This is a genomic window from Pedobacter paludisoli (assembly GCF_052344095.1).
Taxonomy (GTDB): domain Bacteria; phylum Bacteroidota; class Bacteroidia; order Sphingobacteriales; family Sphingobacteriaceae; genus Pedobacter.
Window position 1 is genome coordinate 2,612,491 of sequence record NZ_CP179926.1, and the last position, 13,435, is coordinate 2,625,925.

Below are 13,435 nucleotides of genomic sequence, written 5' to 3' on the forward strand. Positions count from 1 at the left end.
GAGGACTTGTAGCGTATAGCCTGAACCTTTTCCAATTTTTCATCGGAAAGAAGGGGGGCACGCCCAATAAAAAGTTTTATATACATTATATCTTTCATTTTTGATTCAAAATTCCTACTTATGCAGCTATGAGTGTTTTCGACCATAAATTGGCTTTGACAGCTATTCCACATAAGCCCGGTGTGTACCAGTATTGGGACATTGATGGAAAGCTGATGTACATTGGCAAAGCAAAAGATTTACGCAACCGTGTGGGTTCTTATTTCAATAGCGATCGAAATTTGCTTAACGCCAAAACACGCGTACTGGTTTCACGTATCAGGAAGATTACCTTTACCATTGTGGATACCGAAATTGATGCATGGTTGCTTGAAAACAGCTTAATCAAAAAGCATCAGCCAAAGTTTAACATCAATTTGAAAGATGATAAAACCTACCCTTGGATTATCATTAAAAACGAGCATTTTCCGCGCATTTACTGGACAAGAAAGGTGATTAAAGATGGGTCAACCTATTTCGGTCCCTATGCTTCGGTAGGCATGATGCACACCATTTTGGATTTAATTAAAGAGACGTATGCGCTGCGTACGTGTAATCTACCGTTAACCCCGAAAAACATTGCGGAGGGAAAATTTAAAGTTTGTTTAGAGTATCAAATTGGCAACTGCAAAGGCCCTTGTCAGGCTTACCAATCAGAACGCGATTATACAAAGAGCATTTCAGAGATCAAGGAAATTTTGAGTGGAAAAATTGGCAATGTTATCCGAGAGGTAAAAACGGTGATAAAAGCAGCTGCAGAAGAGTTAAATTTTGAGCTGGCGCATCAATATGCGTTGCGCCTCGAAACCTTGGAAAAATACCAAAGTAAATCGACTGTAGTGAGCAGTGCCATCACCAATGTGGATGTTGTGAGCATTGCTTCGGATGAACGGTATGCCTTTGTTAACTACCTTAAAGTGGTTAATGGAAGCATTATTCAAACACAAACGATCGAGATTAAAAAACAATTGGATGAAAGCGATGAGGAGCTTTTAACAACTGCCATGCTTGAGTTTAGAACCAAATTTAACAGTACATCGAAAGAAATAATTGTTCCTTTTGAGTTGAGCTTGGAAGATCCGAGTGTACGCTTTACAATCCCAAAATTGGGCGAAAAAAAGAACTTGTTGGAGCTTTCGCAGAAGAATGTTTTATTCTTTAAAAAGGAAAAGTTAAACCAATATGAAAAGTTAAATCCAGATTTGCGCACCGATCGGATTTTGACCACGATGATGAACGATTTACGTTTAACGCAGCTGCCGAAACACATTGAATGTTTTGATAACTCGAACTTTCAAGGGAAGTATCCGGTGTCGGCTATTGTGGTATTTAAAGACGCCAAACCATCCAAAAAAGATTACCGGCATTTTAATGTGAAAACAGTTGAAGGTCCGAACGATTTTGCCACCATGGAAGAGGCTGTTTACAGGCGATATAAACGTTTATTAGATGAAGAACAGCCATTGCCTCAACTGATCATTATTGATGGCGGAAAAGGTCAATTATCTTCTGCTTTGAAAAGTTTAAAGGCCCTGAACATTGATAAAAAGGTAACGGTGATTGGCATTGCTAAACGATTGGAAGAATTGTTTTACCCGGGTGATAGTTTCCCGCTCTATTTGGATAAAAAATCCGAAACGTTAAAAATCATTCAACAATTACGTGATGAAGCACACCGCTTTGGCATTACTTTTCACCGCAAAAAACGCGATCAAGGAACATTAAAAACCGAACTGGAACAGATAGAAGGTATAGGCAAAACGACCGCAAATAAATTACTGACGCATTTTAAATCGGTCAAAAAAATAAAAGAAGCGAGCGAAGATGAGCTTAGCAAAGTACTAAACACCAAGCAGATTCAAGCTTTAGTTCGGCATTTTAGTACTGAAGGGTCTTGAGTATTTAGTAGTAAGTATAAGTGAGGAGTATCAAGTATTAAGTTCTAAGACAAATTTACTAATTTACCAGTACTCCTATTCGCTATTCCCAATTGACTATTCACTAATTCAACCATAAAAAAAGGGCTTGTTTTGAAGCCCTTTTTTATATTCTTTAGTATTCCCAAAGACCTTGTTCGTAATCGAGAATAGATTTTTTAATTCTTTCAGACTCTAACAAACGTTCTCTCGGATCACCGATTATTTCTCTTATCTTATTATCACCCGGATTTGATTCCTTAACAATGTAGCTAGCAAATAAGCGGCGAACGAAGAAATCATCGAAACTTAATGTTGATGCATCGTTACTCACATTTACCAAACGCTTTTTAGTTAAAATTGGACGTGCTTCGTTGTAGTATACCCAGAAAACCGGCTGCCATTGTTTTGCAACTTCGTTGTATTTCATAGGTGCAATACCTACAATACGTGGTTCAAAAATAGAGCGCTTAATATCGTAAATCCAATCTTCTTTAATTCTGAATTTTAAAAATAATTCAGGATTATATTCAGAGGCTACTGTTTTAACCGTACCCGCTTTTGAATCGGTAACTTCTGTAGTACCCGTAGCAGCAATCATTGCTGAATCTCCTGACATGGGAGTACGAAAGGCATCTTCTTCATTCAATGCACTATCAATAGGTGAATATGCCGTTAACTCTTCTGCCTTAATTGAATTAACCAAAACATCAATTAAACGTGATTTTGGTGACTTTAAAACAGAGTTAGTGGTATCACGCAAATCGATTTCTCTCCAAATACGTTTTGCAAAAAACACATCCTCTTCACGCACTTCAGCAAACTCGACCATTTCTGTACTATCAATGTCTACACGTGTATAGAAACCATCTTTTGGTGGTACTTTTAACTTTTTCTTAGCAGGAGCTGGTGCCGGTACTACTTGTGTAGGAGCTGGTGCAACAGTGCTTGCTGCTGTATTGGTTGTTGGTTTAGTATTCGCTTTCGTCGTATTTGACTTAGGCTTCGTTTGACTAAATGCCGAAACACTTATTAAGGCCAAAACTGCAATACTTAAAATTCTTTTCATCTTCTTTTTATTTAACATTAAATGAAACCGATGGTAATTTTTTCTGACGACCATCTGGGCCTTGGCACACGATATCATCAAAGAATACTCTTGATCCAGGGGTAACAGCATTCATGGCTGTACGCACAGCACCTGAAAAATTACCACCATTTCCTGCAATTGTAACCGCATCTGAACGTGGTTTAATTACAGTTAATTTATAACGTAAGATCTCGAAACGAACATCAAATGGGAAATCTTCCAAATTTGCATCAATTTCAGATTCACTTTTTAGTTGTACGGAAGAAATATCTCCGCCCAAGCGCCCACCTACTCTAGCAACCGGTGCTGGAATCGATTTCACTCTAAATTTTTGTGTGCCTAAATTAACGGTTTTGCCATCGCTACTCGCATTCACGCTGATCGCAATTTCTTGCCCCACTTTACTTCCATCAGCAATAACATCGTACTTTCCGGCACCTGTTTTACGCATATTCACTCCCGGAGCACTTGCATTTACACTTTCAAGTGGAAAGCCTGCTGCCGACACTGAAAATGGATTCGGGATACCCGCATATATTACATTCATCTTATCTGATGAAACGTTTGATGAAGGTTTTGCAACTTGATATGTTTGCTTAGGCGTTCTATATTCCTTTATTTGTCCATCCGTTTGACGAATACGTACGATACCTTCCCAGTTGAATACGCCTACTGTGCCGGTACTTCCACTGTAAATACCCTTTCCGTCTTTTACAGAAAGTTTGCTTCCGCTTACGAGAACCTCTGGATTTGACCTTGAATCACTAGCGGTCAAAAACACTTCTGCAGTATAGGGCTGTCCTTGAATCACATACGATGTAGGTGCAACCGCCACCGCAGCAAACTGGTCAATATTTACCACTGCTTTATCCATATTTCCGAATAACTTTTTAACAATCTCCGCTTCAGCATTTCTGTTATCTGCTTGAATTTTTGTTAAAATAGTCATCGCCGCTGTTAAAGGTGTTCCCTCACCAAAATTAACTTCTGCCCAATTCCCTTTAATCTTTTTCTCAGGATCTTTTGCTTCAAGTGAAAATGCAACACTTTTACGATCTTCAGGATCCAATAGCGCAATTAATTTCTCGCGTGTTTCGTTAATTTTCTTTTGCAACTTCACACCCTCTTTTTGGTTAACCATAATATGAGGGGCGATGTCCAAATTCTCTCTCAATTTTAAATCGCCAGTTTCTGGATTAATACCATCACCCTGTTTCGTAAACTCCGCTTTAATTTTTTCGATGTAGCTGCTTAGTTCATCAGAAATAGCTTTCGCTTTTTTTGCTTTCTCGTAAATTGGTTGTGCTCTTGCCGGCTCTTCTTTCAATTTTGAATTTTCGAAAGAAGAGAATAGCTGTTCAATACTTGAAGACACGTTTTTTCTCGATGTCTCTAAACTATCGTTAATATTCTTAAATGAATTTAATATTGTATCTGATACGTTTAATGCAAGCATGGCTAACAATACCAAATACATGATATTGATCATCCGCTGCCTTGCTGTTTCTTTTCCGCCTGCCATTTATGTATGTAGCTTATTGGTTAATAATAAACAATTAAACGCGGGGTTGATTCATAGCAGATAGCATATTGCCGTAAATTGCATTTAAAGAAGATAAGTTCTTCGCCAATTTATTTACTTCTTCTTTAAATTGTTTCGAATCTTCCATCGACTCATTAAAGTTCTGCATGGTCAATGATAAGTTAGAATAAAACTTATTCATTGATTTTAAATGAGCGCTTGAATCTTGCAATTCCAATTCATATACAGCGTTTAGTGCTGATAAATTTTTAGCTAAATTATTTACTTGATCGTGATAAGCTTGTGAGTCTGCTTTAGAATCGCCCAAAGCTTGAAGATTTTTTGTAGCATTATCAAAAGCAGTACTTAAATTATCAAATCCAGCGGTTGCTGTTTGAACTTTTGCAGTAAAAGCATTGGTTGCTGTAGAAGCATCGGCCACGGTAGAAATAGCCGCAACTTTATCACCAAATGTACGTAAACCAGTACCTAGGCTTTCAATTAATTCAGGTCCAATTTTAGCATCTGATAACATGTTATCTAAAGCCGAGGTTGATGAGAACGACGCTTGCGCAATTGGTCTGGCAGATGCTTTTGGTAATTCGCCGGCATAATCTGGGTTCAACTCTGGATAAACTCTTTCCCAAGCTGGTTCCGGATCTGGCGGATAAAAACCGGTTAAGAAAAACAAAAATGCCTCGATTCCCAATCCAGCTCCGATAGCCCAACTTCCTAATTGACCACCCAAGTGCAAAATTTTACATAATGCTCCAATAATTACAACACTTGCTCCCCATGAGATTGCTTTATGTAACCATCCTGGTTGTTTTTTACCTGCCATAGTTTTTTATTTAATTTAGATTTTTAGGTTTCTTTAATTATTTCTTAAATCAGCTCCAGCATATGATGACACACACCTGAAGCCGATGTATGATCTTTGCGTATCTTGATATTCATAGGTTGCAGATGAGTTCTGTAAAAAGTAAGCAGTATCTTTCCAAGAACCACCTTTAACTACTTTACGCTTTCTATATTTACTATCACCCTTTCCGGCATCGTAAACAAAGTTCGGGTTTAAATCGTGTAGCAATGGGCTTGCTCCTTTATTGAAAGCTGTGATGGTCCATTCTGAGACATTTCCGGCCATGTTATACAAACCATAATCGTTTGGAAAATATGATCTTACTCCAACTGTATAAATACCACCATCGCTTGAATAATCGCCACGACCTGGTTTAAAGTTTGCTTGTAAACATCCTTTTGTATTACGAATATACGGCCCGCCCCAAGGATATTTTGTTTTTGTGTTTCCTCCTCTTGCAGCATATTCAAACTCCGTTTCAGCTGGCAATCTATATCCTCTGGTTCCTAAAGGTAATTTTCTGGCAGCCGCAACTCCGTCGAACAATTCAGTTCTCCAATGTGCAAAAGCTCTTGCTTGCTCCCAGTTTACACCCACTACTGGATAATTATCATAAGATGGGTGATTGTAGTAGCTACGTACCATTGGATCGTTCATAGAATACGAATAATCTGTTTTCCAAACCATCGTATCTGGATAAATCGCAATGTTAAAATGATCGATATAATCTTGACGTTTGCTGTTTGGATCTTTATGACCAGCAGCAGCTTTATCCATGTTTACTTCCGCATACACGTATTCAAATTTACGCACGTCTAATTCTTTTCTTCCTGGTAAAGCGTCTAATCCAGAATAATACATTCCTTCTAACTGGCTTTGTTGTGCACCGGCTTTGCCTTTAGCACGCCAAATATTTGCACCATTTGGCCCAACTTTTTTCCAATCAATATTTTTTTGTCCTCCCACACTTGCTGCATTTGCACCTTTTGGTGTAACGGTAAATTGAGCAGGCATGCCCATCATCGTTACCGCAATAGAATCGCGCACCCAGTTTGTAAACTGGCGATACTCTGCATTGGAAATTTCGGTTTGATCCATGAAGAATGCACTAATCGTAGTCATTCTACTCGGACTGTTTTGAGAGAATGTAATATCCTCATCTGCGCCACCAAGTGGAGTGTGGCCTGGCGGGATGTAAACCATCCCCAACGGAATTCTATTGTTTTTAAATTTTCGGTTATAAGAGCCCACTAACTCGCCTTGGCCACCATGACCACAGCTTGAAAGCAATACCGTTATAGCCGCAACAGCTAGAAAGTAGATTTTCTTCATAAATTCTTAAAGTGTACTTTTTACACGCAATTAACAATGTTATCAAAAATCCATTAAATATTCAATAAATGCAAGAATTTTACACGAAAGTACGCCGATTTAATAATAAAAAAATCTAACGTAGCTTTACTAGAACTGCATTTGTCGTATAAATAAAACATTATCTTGCTATAACTCAAATTTTTACATTTTATTGTTATCAAGAATGTTTTATTTACACGAAATTGTTATTTATTTGAAATTTTAATATAGTTTTCAATGGCCATGGTCATCGATGGCACACCCGGTGTTGGTGCAGCGATATCAACGATTAAATCCATGTCCGTAACAGCTTTACTTGTATTCACACCAAAGGCTGCGATACGCGTATTATTCTGTTTAAAATCAGGGAAGTTTTTAAATAGGGATTGAATGCTCGATGGGCTAAAGAAAGCGATTACATCATAAAACACTTCTGCTAAATCTGATAAGTCACTCACAACGGTTCTGAATAACACCGCTGGCGTAAAATCATAGCCACTTTTTTCTAAAAATTTCATGGTGTCTTCAGTAGCAACATCTGAACATGGGTATAAGAATTTTTCGCCGGCATGTTTCTTTAAAACCTCTGCTAAATCAGCGGCCGTTTGCTTGCCGAAAAATATCTTACGTTTGCGATACTGGATATATTTTTGAAGATACAACGCAATCGTTTCCGACAAACAGAAATACTTTAGTTCTGCCGGCACTTCATATCGCATTTCTTCACATATCCTGAAAAAGTGATCTGCGGCATTACGGCTTGTAAAAATTACAGCTGTAAAGTCGGCAAGATTAACTTTGTCTTTTCTAAAATCCCTCGCAGGTACTCCTTCCACATGGATAAAAGACCTAAAATCAACTTTAAGGTTGTATTTTTTGGCTAAATCATAATAGGGGGATTTTTCTGTTTCGGGTTTTGGCAAAGTAACTAAGATACTTTTTACTTTGCGAATTCTAGCGTCATTTTTTTCTTGCATCTTTTTATTTTTCCTACTGCAATCCTATCGTTTTAATCAGTATCAAAATAGGACATATTTCGAGGGTGCAAAAATACAAAATTAAATGCATTTTTGAAAACTTATTGTTGGAAAGAATTGTGAATCCTGCCCTTAATAACTGAAAAACAAATATTACGATTAACAATAAATATGCTAATACTATATAAATTGGACCGTATTTTAAGGGCGATAATGCAAATGCCACCACTAAGGGTATAAATAACAGCGAAGCATTGAAATAACTTAGGTATAAAATTGAAATATACTCATTTATAGGCTTCCGAATATCAAAAACATAGCCCAAAAAGCGTAAAAAGATTAACTTTAACGCATACAAGCCAATTATAGTCAACGAAATCGTAAAGAAAAACCGAAATCCTTCTTTTACTTGATACATATCATAGTATTGAGCCACTAAAAAGAAGAACATCCCTACAATAAATCCAAACTGAATAAAAAGCAACAAAAATGGCCAGGAGCTAAATAAATTATCTTCTTTGTTTATTGCATTTAAAGCCCTGTTACTAAAAAAGGAATGTACAATGGCCGATAGTTGCTTCGAAAAAGCTGCCTTTAAAATGGCAAAAACCACCAACATAACAAAGATAAACCCAAGCAGACCTACATTGCCTTTCGGAATCAATTTACCGAGTTGATACGGGTTTTCTTTCTTTTTAAAATGCTGGTATTTCTTTTGCCAATCGATTAGATTAAGTGTGGGAAATAGATATTCCTTTTCAACACTATCTAAAAGCGCATGTTTATTCAATAAACTATCCGGCAAAACCCAGGTATGCCTTACAATGGAATCCGTAACCCTTTTTTGAGTGGCCAATGTTGCAGAATCCAACCGATAGCGTTTATAAGAATACTGCCGAACCTTTATTGAATCTTGTTGAACTGCCAACTCTTGACTAAACACAGCATGTACCGAAAAGAAAAATGATAGTAAAATTAAAAAGTATCTCGGCATTATGTAGTCTAAACTTAGGCTACAAAAGTAATTGATTAATCATTGTTTAGCAACACAATTATGAGCAACCGTTTTAACCTTATCGCAAGCTGAGCAAAAATAAATTCATCATCCCAAATCCTTCTTTTCCTAAGATAGCATAATAAGAGGAAGCTTACTCATTTAGATCTTACTTGCAAACATGCTTAAAAACCCATAAATGCACTTACCTTTGTATCTCAATAAACAACTGTACCAACAAAACATGGCCGGTATTTACATTCATATTCCTTTTTGCAAGAAAGCTTGCCATTATTGCGATTTTCATTTTAGCACCTCTTTAAAATATGCCGATGAGATGGTTGATGCCATTTGCAAGGAGATAACCCTTAAAAAGCAAAAAATTACTGGCCAAGTGGGTAGTATTTATTTCGGAGGTGGTACCCCGTCTATCTTATCACTTGCTCAATTGCAGAAAATTTTTGATGCCATAAATAGAAGTTTTTCTGTTGACTCAAACGCAGAAATAACCATTGAAACCAACCCAGATGATTTAAATGCTGCAAAGTTAAAAGACCTGAAACAACTTCCCGTGAATCGCTTTAGCGTAGGCATTCAATCTTTTTTTAACGAGGATTTGCTGTGGATGAACCGTGCGCATACTGCCGAGGAGGCTGAAAGTTGCATTAAAAGAAGTCAAGATGCTGGTTTTGAAAACTTAACACTCGATTTAATTTATGGCTATCCGTTGCTCAGCGATACAAAATGGCTGCACAACATTCAAACGGCTATTAACCTGCAAGTGCCGCATATTTCTGCCTATGCATTAACAGTAGAGCCAAAAACAGCCCTGGCTCATGCCATTAAAAGCAAAAAACAATTACCGGTAAGCGATAGCCAAAGCGCTGCACAGTTTGAATTTTTGATGCATCAGCTACAAACAGCAGGTTTTGAACATTACGAAATATCAAATTTTGCCAAACCTGGTTGTTATGCAGTACACAACACCAATTACTGGAAAGGCATTAATTACATTGGAATTGGTCCGTCGGCGCACGGCTTTGATGGGCAAAATCGGTACATGAACCCGGCTAATAATGCGCAGTATATAAAAACCCTCGCACAAAATCAGTTGCCTGAAATTGTGGAAGAATTAAGTCTCTACGATCGTTTTAACGAATATGTAATGACAGCCTTGCGTACCATGTGGGGGTTAAATTTATCCACAATAGAAACAGATTTCGGTTCTGCTTTTTTAGAAGAAACCAAACATAACTTACGCCATTTTGAGGATAAAGATTGGTTGATTATACAAGATGAAACAGTCAGACTAAGCCAAAATGGAAAGCTGTTTGCCGACCACATTGCATCAGAACTATTTATTTTATAGCAATAAAACAGAACAAAGCGGAATTCAATTAAATTTGAACCGGAGTTAAAAATTAATACAAAATGTCGAAAGTTGTTTGGATTACTGGCGCTTCATCCGGAATTGGCGAAGCACTGGTTTATAATTATTTTAATGCAGGCGATAAATTAATTATCTCTGGTCGCAACCGCGATGAGCTTTTTAGAGTAAAAGCAGCCTGCAAAAACTCTTTCAATGTCCACGTTTTACCATTCGATTTAAGTGAAATCGAATCGTTGAACAAAGTAGCTAAAGACGCCATCCGTATTTTTGGCCAGATTGATTTATTCATTAACAGCGGTGGTGTTAGCCAACGAAGCTTGGCTTTGGATACCGATTTAGCTACTGAACAAAAAATCATGAATACCAACTTTTGGGGAACCGTTGTCTTAAGTAAAGCCATTTTACCTTTAATGATCGAAAATGGTGGTGGCCAAATTGTATGCATCAGCAGTCTGGTTGGCAAATTTGGCACAAAATTACGTTCCTCCTATGCTGCCTCAAAACACGCTTTGCATGGTTATTTCGATTCCCTTCGCTGCGAAGTATACCAGCAAAATATCCATATCACGCTAGTTTGTCCGGGCTTTATCAAAACAAACGTAACCATCAATGCCCTCACAGGCAACGGAACGTTACAAGGAACCATGGATAATGCACAAGCCAATGGCATGACCGCGGCAGCCTGCGCCAAACTGATTGTACAGGCTATTGAAAACAAAAAAGAAGAAGTATACATCGGTGGAAAAGAAACTAAAGCCATTTGGCTGAAACGCTTTTTCCCAAATTATTTTGCTAAAAAAATAAAACAAGCACAAGTTACCTAATACTTCATCTTTTCTGTTTTTTGGTTGAATTACATCGCTATAAAAGGTACGCGCAGGAAAGCCTGAACAGCCGTAAAGCACACAAATACCAGATAAAGTATTGAAAAAATCCATACTGCTTTAAGCGCAACAGACTCGTTATATTTTTTGGAAATTAAATACCCAAAAAGAGGAATAAGTTGAAGACTGTGTATGCCAAAGAAATGTGCCACGCGTAAATCGCCATATTTTACACTCCAATTTATAATGGGCAAGCCTTTTCCGCCATCTGCCGCGCCCACGGTATGCGCAAACTGCTGGGAAATGTAGCCGCCAAAAAGACTAAAAACAACAAATAAAACCAAACCGATTTGAATGCTCAACGCAAAAGAAGCAGATATGGTGAATGTTTTTTGACGAATAAATATCCAGGCTAGGTAAAGTGTATAAAATGTGATGCTAAAAATTGCAATCCCCATCAAAGAAAACAATACTATTCCATATAAATTGCTTTTGTTGAAATGAGAGAGCTCTCCTCTTAAGGCTTGTGAAATAATTGCCACTATTTCAAATAAAAAAACTCCAAAAGCCATTTTAGAAAAATTCTGCACTAACTTTTGATCGTTTAAATAATAGAGTAAAAGGGCCATTGTCCAGCTGTAAATCCAAACGCTTGAAGCAAATTTGATTGGTTTTATCATTGAATTTATTCCCAAAATTTGCGTTTCGTTAAAAACCGCATACAGCGATAATCCACTAAAAAAAATCAGATTAATTAAGCCCAGGTAGCCTAAGGTTTTATTGCGATAAAAAATTTGCTTAATGAGTTTCATTTGAAGGAGTTTTTTTCACGTTTCGTACAATGACATATAAAACAAAACCTACGGGACCAAATAGAAAGGTAAAAGGCAATATCGCCGTTACCCATGCACGAGAAATTTGAAGCTCATTGGCTTTTCTAACGATATAGTTACCTACAAATAAATCAAAAGCTAAGTAATGAAACCAGCCAGCCAAAGCAAAAAAATCGTTCTTAAACAGTTCTTTCACATCTAATAAGGTGCTGAAACTATTCGGCTTAAGAACGCCTATATTTTGAATCAACAGAACGCTGTACACCACACAGAACGCTGTTACTAAAATATTTACCGCTTTGTTGGTGTGTTTGTAATTTGGCGCGAGTAGTAACAAAAGCCAGCCCAGTAACACAACTGAATTTCCGATTTTAAAAATAAGTGCTGCAGACATATTAATCAATTAGTTTAATGGTAAATGAATTCTTTTCTGACGTAAATGAGATTTTGCAATCTTCAAAATCAGGAGCAGAAAATTTGGGTTTAAAATTTTGCGAAAAACCAAACGGTTCTTTAGGAGAGCCGATAAGACTCTTATCTAACTTGTTGTTTCCATTGACATCTTGGTAAATAGCCAAAGCATATTCGCCCGTTGGGATGTCTGTAAAACGAAGTGTAATTTCGCCAGTACTGGTAGGAAGATATTCTTTACTGTAAACACTTTCTTTTACATTCAGAAATTGATTTTCTTTCTTGTAAAAAGCGATTTTGATTGCCGCCTTTTTTTTAACATTATTAATCTTAAGCACAAAATTTGGTTTTGGCTGGCTCGAAAACATGCTTAAAAAAAAGGCAATTGATAACCCAATTGTTTTCATACTAACTAGTTCTTTAAATTTCTACAAAGAACCAGTGTTTCAGCTTTATATACCTGTCACAATTGTGACAAAAGCCTATTTGGGATTATTTTTTTACAATTGCATTCCGGATTCGGCTTAATGATTGCCGCTCAATACCAAGGTAAGACGACAAATAGGTAAGTGAAATACGGTTGAATAGTTTTGCTCTATGCTTCACAAAGTTCAGATACCTTTCTTCTGCCTTGTCAAACAAAAAACCTTCCAAGCGTGCTTGGTGCATTTTTAGAATTTCTTCGGTAATTAAACGCCCATAACGCTCCAAATTTTTGAAACGTTCGTACCCTTCTTGCATTACCGCATAAGGTAAATTCACCACCAAACTAGGCTCTAAGAACTGAAAGTAATATTTACTTGGACGTTGCGTAATAAACGACCCATAATCGGTCGAATATTCATTTTCCATACAAAAACCCACGTTTATTTCATTTCCTTTTTCATCCAAATAATAACTGCGAATAAGTCCGCTTACAATAAAACACAAGGACTGTTGAATTTGCCCTTCTTTTAAATAAAACGCGCGTTTTTCAAATTCTGATACCGTTACTCGTGTTCTCACAAAATCAAGTTCATCTTCTGTAATTTGTGGGCAAACAGCTCGAAATGAGTCAAGAAAAATTTCAACGGGGTTTAGAGCCATACTTGGAAATTTATTTAAAGGTATTAAAATATTTAAGGTAGAATTAAATCCTAAATCAAAATTAATACAGAAAATTCATTCATTTTAGCATTGCTATTTTTCTCTAAACCGTATTGGAGCGGCATCCTTTTTGGCAGA

The 13,435-nt window shown here is 37.1% G+C and carries 13 protein-coding genes; 3 read left to right on the forward strand and 10 right to left on the reverse strand.

Features of this window, described 5'->3' with window-relative positions:
- The first annotated feature begins 128 nt into the window (after positions 1 to 128).
- Positions 129 to 1,937 carry an excinuclease ABC subunit UvrC gene (gene uvrC, locus ACJVDK_RS10690; RefSeq protein ID WP_443936653.1) on the forward strand — a complete coding sequence of 603 codons (1,809 nt, stop codon included), beginning with the start codon at positions 129 to 131 and terminating at the stop codon, positions 1,935 to 1,937.
- Between the two features lie 154 nt (positions 1,938 to 2,091).
- On the opposite strand, the gene porN is transcribed toward uvrC, so the two are convergent.
- The 6 genes from porN to ACJVDK_RS10720 all read right to left on the reverse strand — a co-directional run bounded on the left by porN (position 2,092) and on the right by ACJVDK_RS10720 (position 8,753).
- Positions 2,092 to 3,024 carry a type IX secretion system ring protein PorN/GldN gene (gene porN / locus ACJVDK_RS10695; protein WP_443936654.1) on the reverse strand — a complete coding sequence of 311 codons (933 nt, stop codon included), beginning with the start codon at positions 3,022 to 3,024 and terminating at the stop codon, positions 2,092 to 2,094.
- A 7-nt stretch (positions 3,025 to 3,031) separates the two neighbouring features.
- Positions 3,032 to 4,567: a type IX secretion system motor protein PorM/GldM gene (porM, locus tag ACJVDK_RS10700; RefSeq protein WP_443936655.1), complete on the reverse strand. Its 1,536-nt coding sequence runs from the start codon at positions 4,565 to 4,567 to the stop codon at positions 3,032 to 3,034.
- Positions 4,568 to 4,601: 34 nt separating this feature from the next.
- Entirely contained in the window at positions 4,602 to 5,408 is an 807-nt protein-coding gene (gene porL, locus ACJVDK_RS10705) for a type IX secretion system motor protein PorL/GldL (protein WP_443936656.1), read from the reverse strand.
- Between the two features lie 33 nt (positions 5,409 to 5,441).
- A complete protein-coding gene (gene porK / locus ACJVDK_RS10710) occupies positions 5,442 to 6,761 on the reverse strand; it encodes a type IX secretion system lipoprotein PorK/GldK (protein WP_443936657.1) in 1,320 nt (439 codons plus the stop codon).
- Positions 6,762 to 6,988: 227 nt separating this feature from the next.
- Entirely contained in the window at positions 6,989 to 7,759 is a 771-nt protein-coding gene (locus ACJVDK_RS10715) for a uroporphyrinogen-III synthase (RefSeq protein WP_443936658.1), read from the reverse strand.
- A 13-nt stretch (positions 7,760 to 7,772) separates the two neighbouring features.
- Positions 7,773 to 8,753, reverse strand: a complete 981-nt coding sequence (locus tag ACJVDK_RS10720; RefSeq protein WP_443936659.1) for a DUF4271 domain-containing protein — start codon at positions 8,751 to 8,753, stop codon at positions 7,773 to 7,775.
- Positions 8,754 to 8,997: 244 nt separating this feature from the next.
- Between ACJVDK_RS10720 and hemW the strand changes: the two genes are divergently transcribed.
- Together hemW and ACJVDK_RS10730 are read left to right on the forward strand one after the other, a co-directional pair.
- Positions 8,998 to 10,122, forward strand: a complete 1,125-nt coding sequence (gene hemW / locus ACJVDK_RS10725) for a radical SAM family heme chaperone HemW (protein WP_443940049.1) — start codon at positions 8,998 to 9,000, stop codon at positions 10,120 to 10,122.
- Between the two features lie 62 nt (positions 10,123 to 10,184).
- Positions 10,185 to 10,967 carry an SDR family oxidoreductase gene (locus tag ACJVDK_RS10730; RefSeq protein ID WP_443936660.1) on the forward strand — a complete coding sequence of 261 codons (783 nt, stop codon included), beginning with the start codon at positions 10,185 to 10,187 and terminating at the stop codon, positions 10,965 to 10,967.
- Positions 10,968 to 10,996: 29 nt separating this feature from the next.
- On the opposite strand, the gene ACJVDK_RS10735 is transcribed toward ACJVDK_RS10730, so the two are convergent.
- The 4 genes from ACJVDK_RS10735 to ACJVDK_RS10750 form a co-directional block, all read right to left on the reverse strand.
- Positions 10,997 to 11,779: a hypothetical protein gene (locus tag ACJVDK_RS10735; RefSeq protein ID WP_443936661.1), complete on the reverse strand. Its 783-nt coding sequence runs from the start codon at positions 11,777 to 11,779 to the stop codon at positions 10,997 to 10,999.
- Positions 11,766 to 12,194, reverse strand: coding sequence for an ABA4-like family protein (locus ACJVDK_RS10740; RefSeq protein WP_443936662.1), 429 nt, complete (start codon positions 12,192 to 12,194; stop codon positions 11,766 to 11,768). The genes ACJVDK_RS10735 and ACJVDK_RS10740 overlap by 14 nt, the downstream gene beginning before the upstream one ends.
- A gap of 1 nt (position 12,195) precedes the next feature.
- The gene (locus ACJVDK_RS10745; RefSeq protein ID WP_443936663.1) at positions 12,196 to 12,618 is read right to left on the reverse strand and encodes a DUF2141 domain-containing protein; all 423 of its coding nucleotides are present in this window, start codon (positions 12,616 to 12,618) and stop codon (positions 12,196 to 12,198) included.
- An 85-nt stretch (positions 12,619 to 12,703) separates the two neighbouring features.
- Positions 12,704 to 13,297, reverse strand: a complete 594-nt coding sequence (locus ACJVDK_RS10750; protein WP_443936664.1) for a Crp/Fnr family transcriptional regulator — start codon at positions 13,295 to 13,297, stop codon at positions 12,704 to 12,706.
- Positions 13,298 to 13,435: the final 138 nt, after the last annotated feature.

Bases quoted from the DNA above. Each gene is read 5' to 3' on its own strand.
- uvrC (WP_443936653.1), top strand. From the start codon at position 129: ATGAGTGTTTTCGACCATAAATTGGCTTTGACAGCTATTCCACATAAG.
- porN (WP_443936654.1), bottom strand. From the start codon at position 3,024: ATGAAAAGAATTTTAAGTATTGCAGTTTTGGCCTTAATAAGTGTTTCG.
- porM (WP_443936655.1), bottom strand. From the start codon at position 4,567: ATGGCAGGCGGAAAAGAAACAGCAAGGCAGCGGATGATCAATATCATG.
- porL (WP_443936656.1), bottom strand. From the start codon at position 5,408: ATGGCAGGTAAAAAACAACCAGGATGGTTACATAAAGCAATCTCATGG.
- porK (WP_443936657.1), bottom strand. From the start codon at position 6,761: ATGAAGAAAATCTACTTTCTAGCTGTTGCGGCTATAACGGTATTGCTT.
- ACJVDK_RS10715 (WP_443936658.1), bottom strand. From the start codon at position 7,759: ATGCAAGAAAAAAATGACGCTAGAATTCGCAAAGTAAAAAGTATCTTA.
- ACJVDK_RS10720 (WP_443936659.1), bottom strand. From the start codon at position 8,753: ATGCCGAGATACTTTTTAATTTTACTATCATTTTTCTTTTCGGTACAT.
- hemW (WP_443940049.1), top strand. From the start codon at position 8,998: ATGGCCGGTATTTACATTCATATTCCTTTTTGCAAGAAAGCTTGCCAT.
- ACJVDK_RS10730 (WP_443936660.1), top strand. From the start codon at position 10,185: ATGTCGAAAGTTGTTTGGATTACTGGCGCTTCATCCGGAATTGGCGAA.
- ACJVDK_RS10735 (WP_443936661.1), bottom strand. From the start codon at position 11,779: ATGAAACTCATTAAGCAAATTTTTTATCGCAATAAAACCTTAGGCTAC.
- ACJVDK_RS10740 (WP_443936662.1), bottom strand. From the start codon at position 12,194: ATGTCTGCAGCACTTATTTTTAAAATCGGAAATTCAGTTGTGTTACTG.
- ACJVDK_RS10745 (WP_443936663.1), bottom strand. From the start codon at position 12,618: ATGAAAACAATTGGGTTATCAATTGCCTTTTTTTTAAGCATGTTTTCG.
- ACJVDK_RS10750 (WP_443936664.1), bottom strand. From the start codon at position 13,297: ATGGCTCTAAACCCCGTTGAAATTTTTCTTGACTCATTTCGAGCTGTT.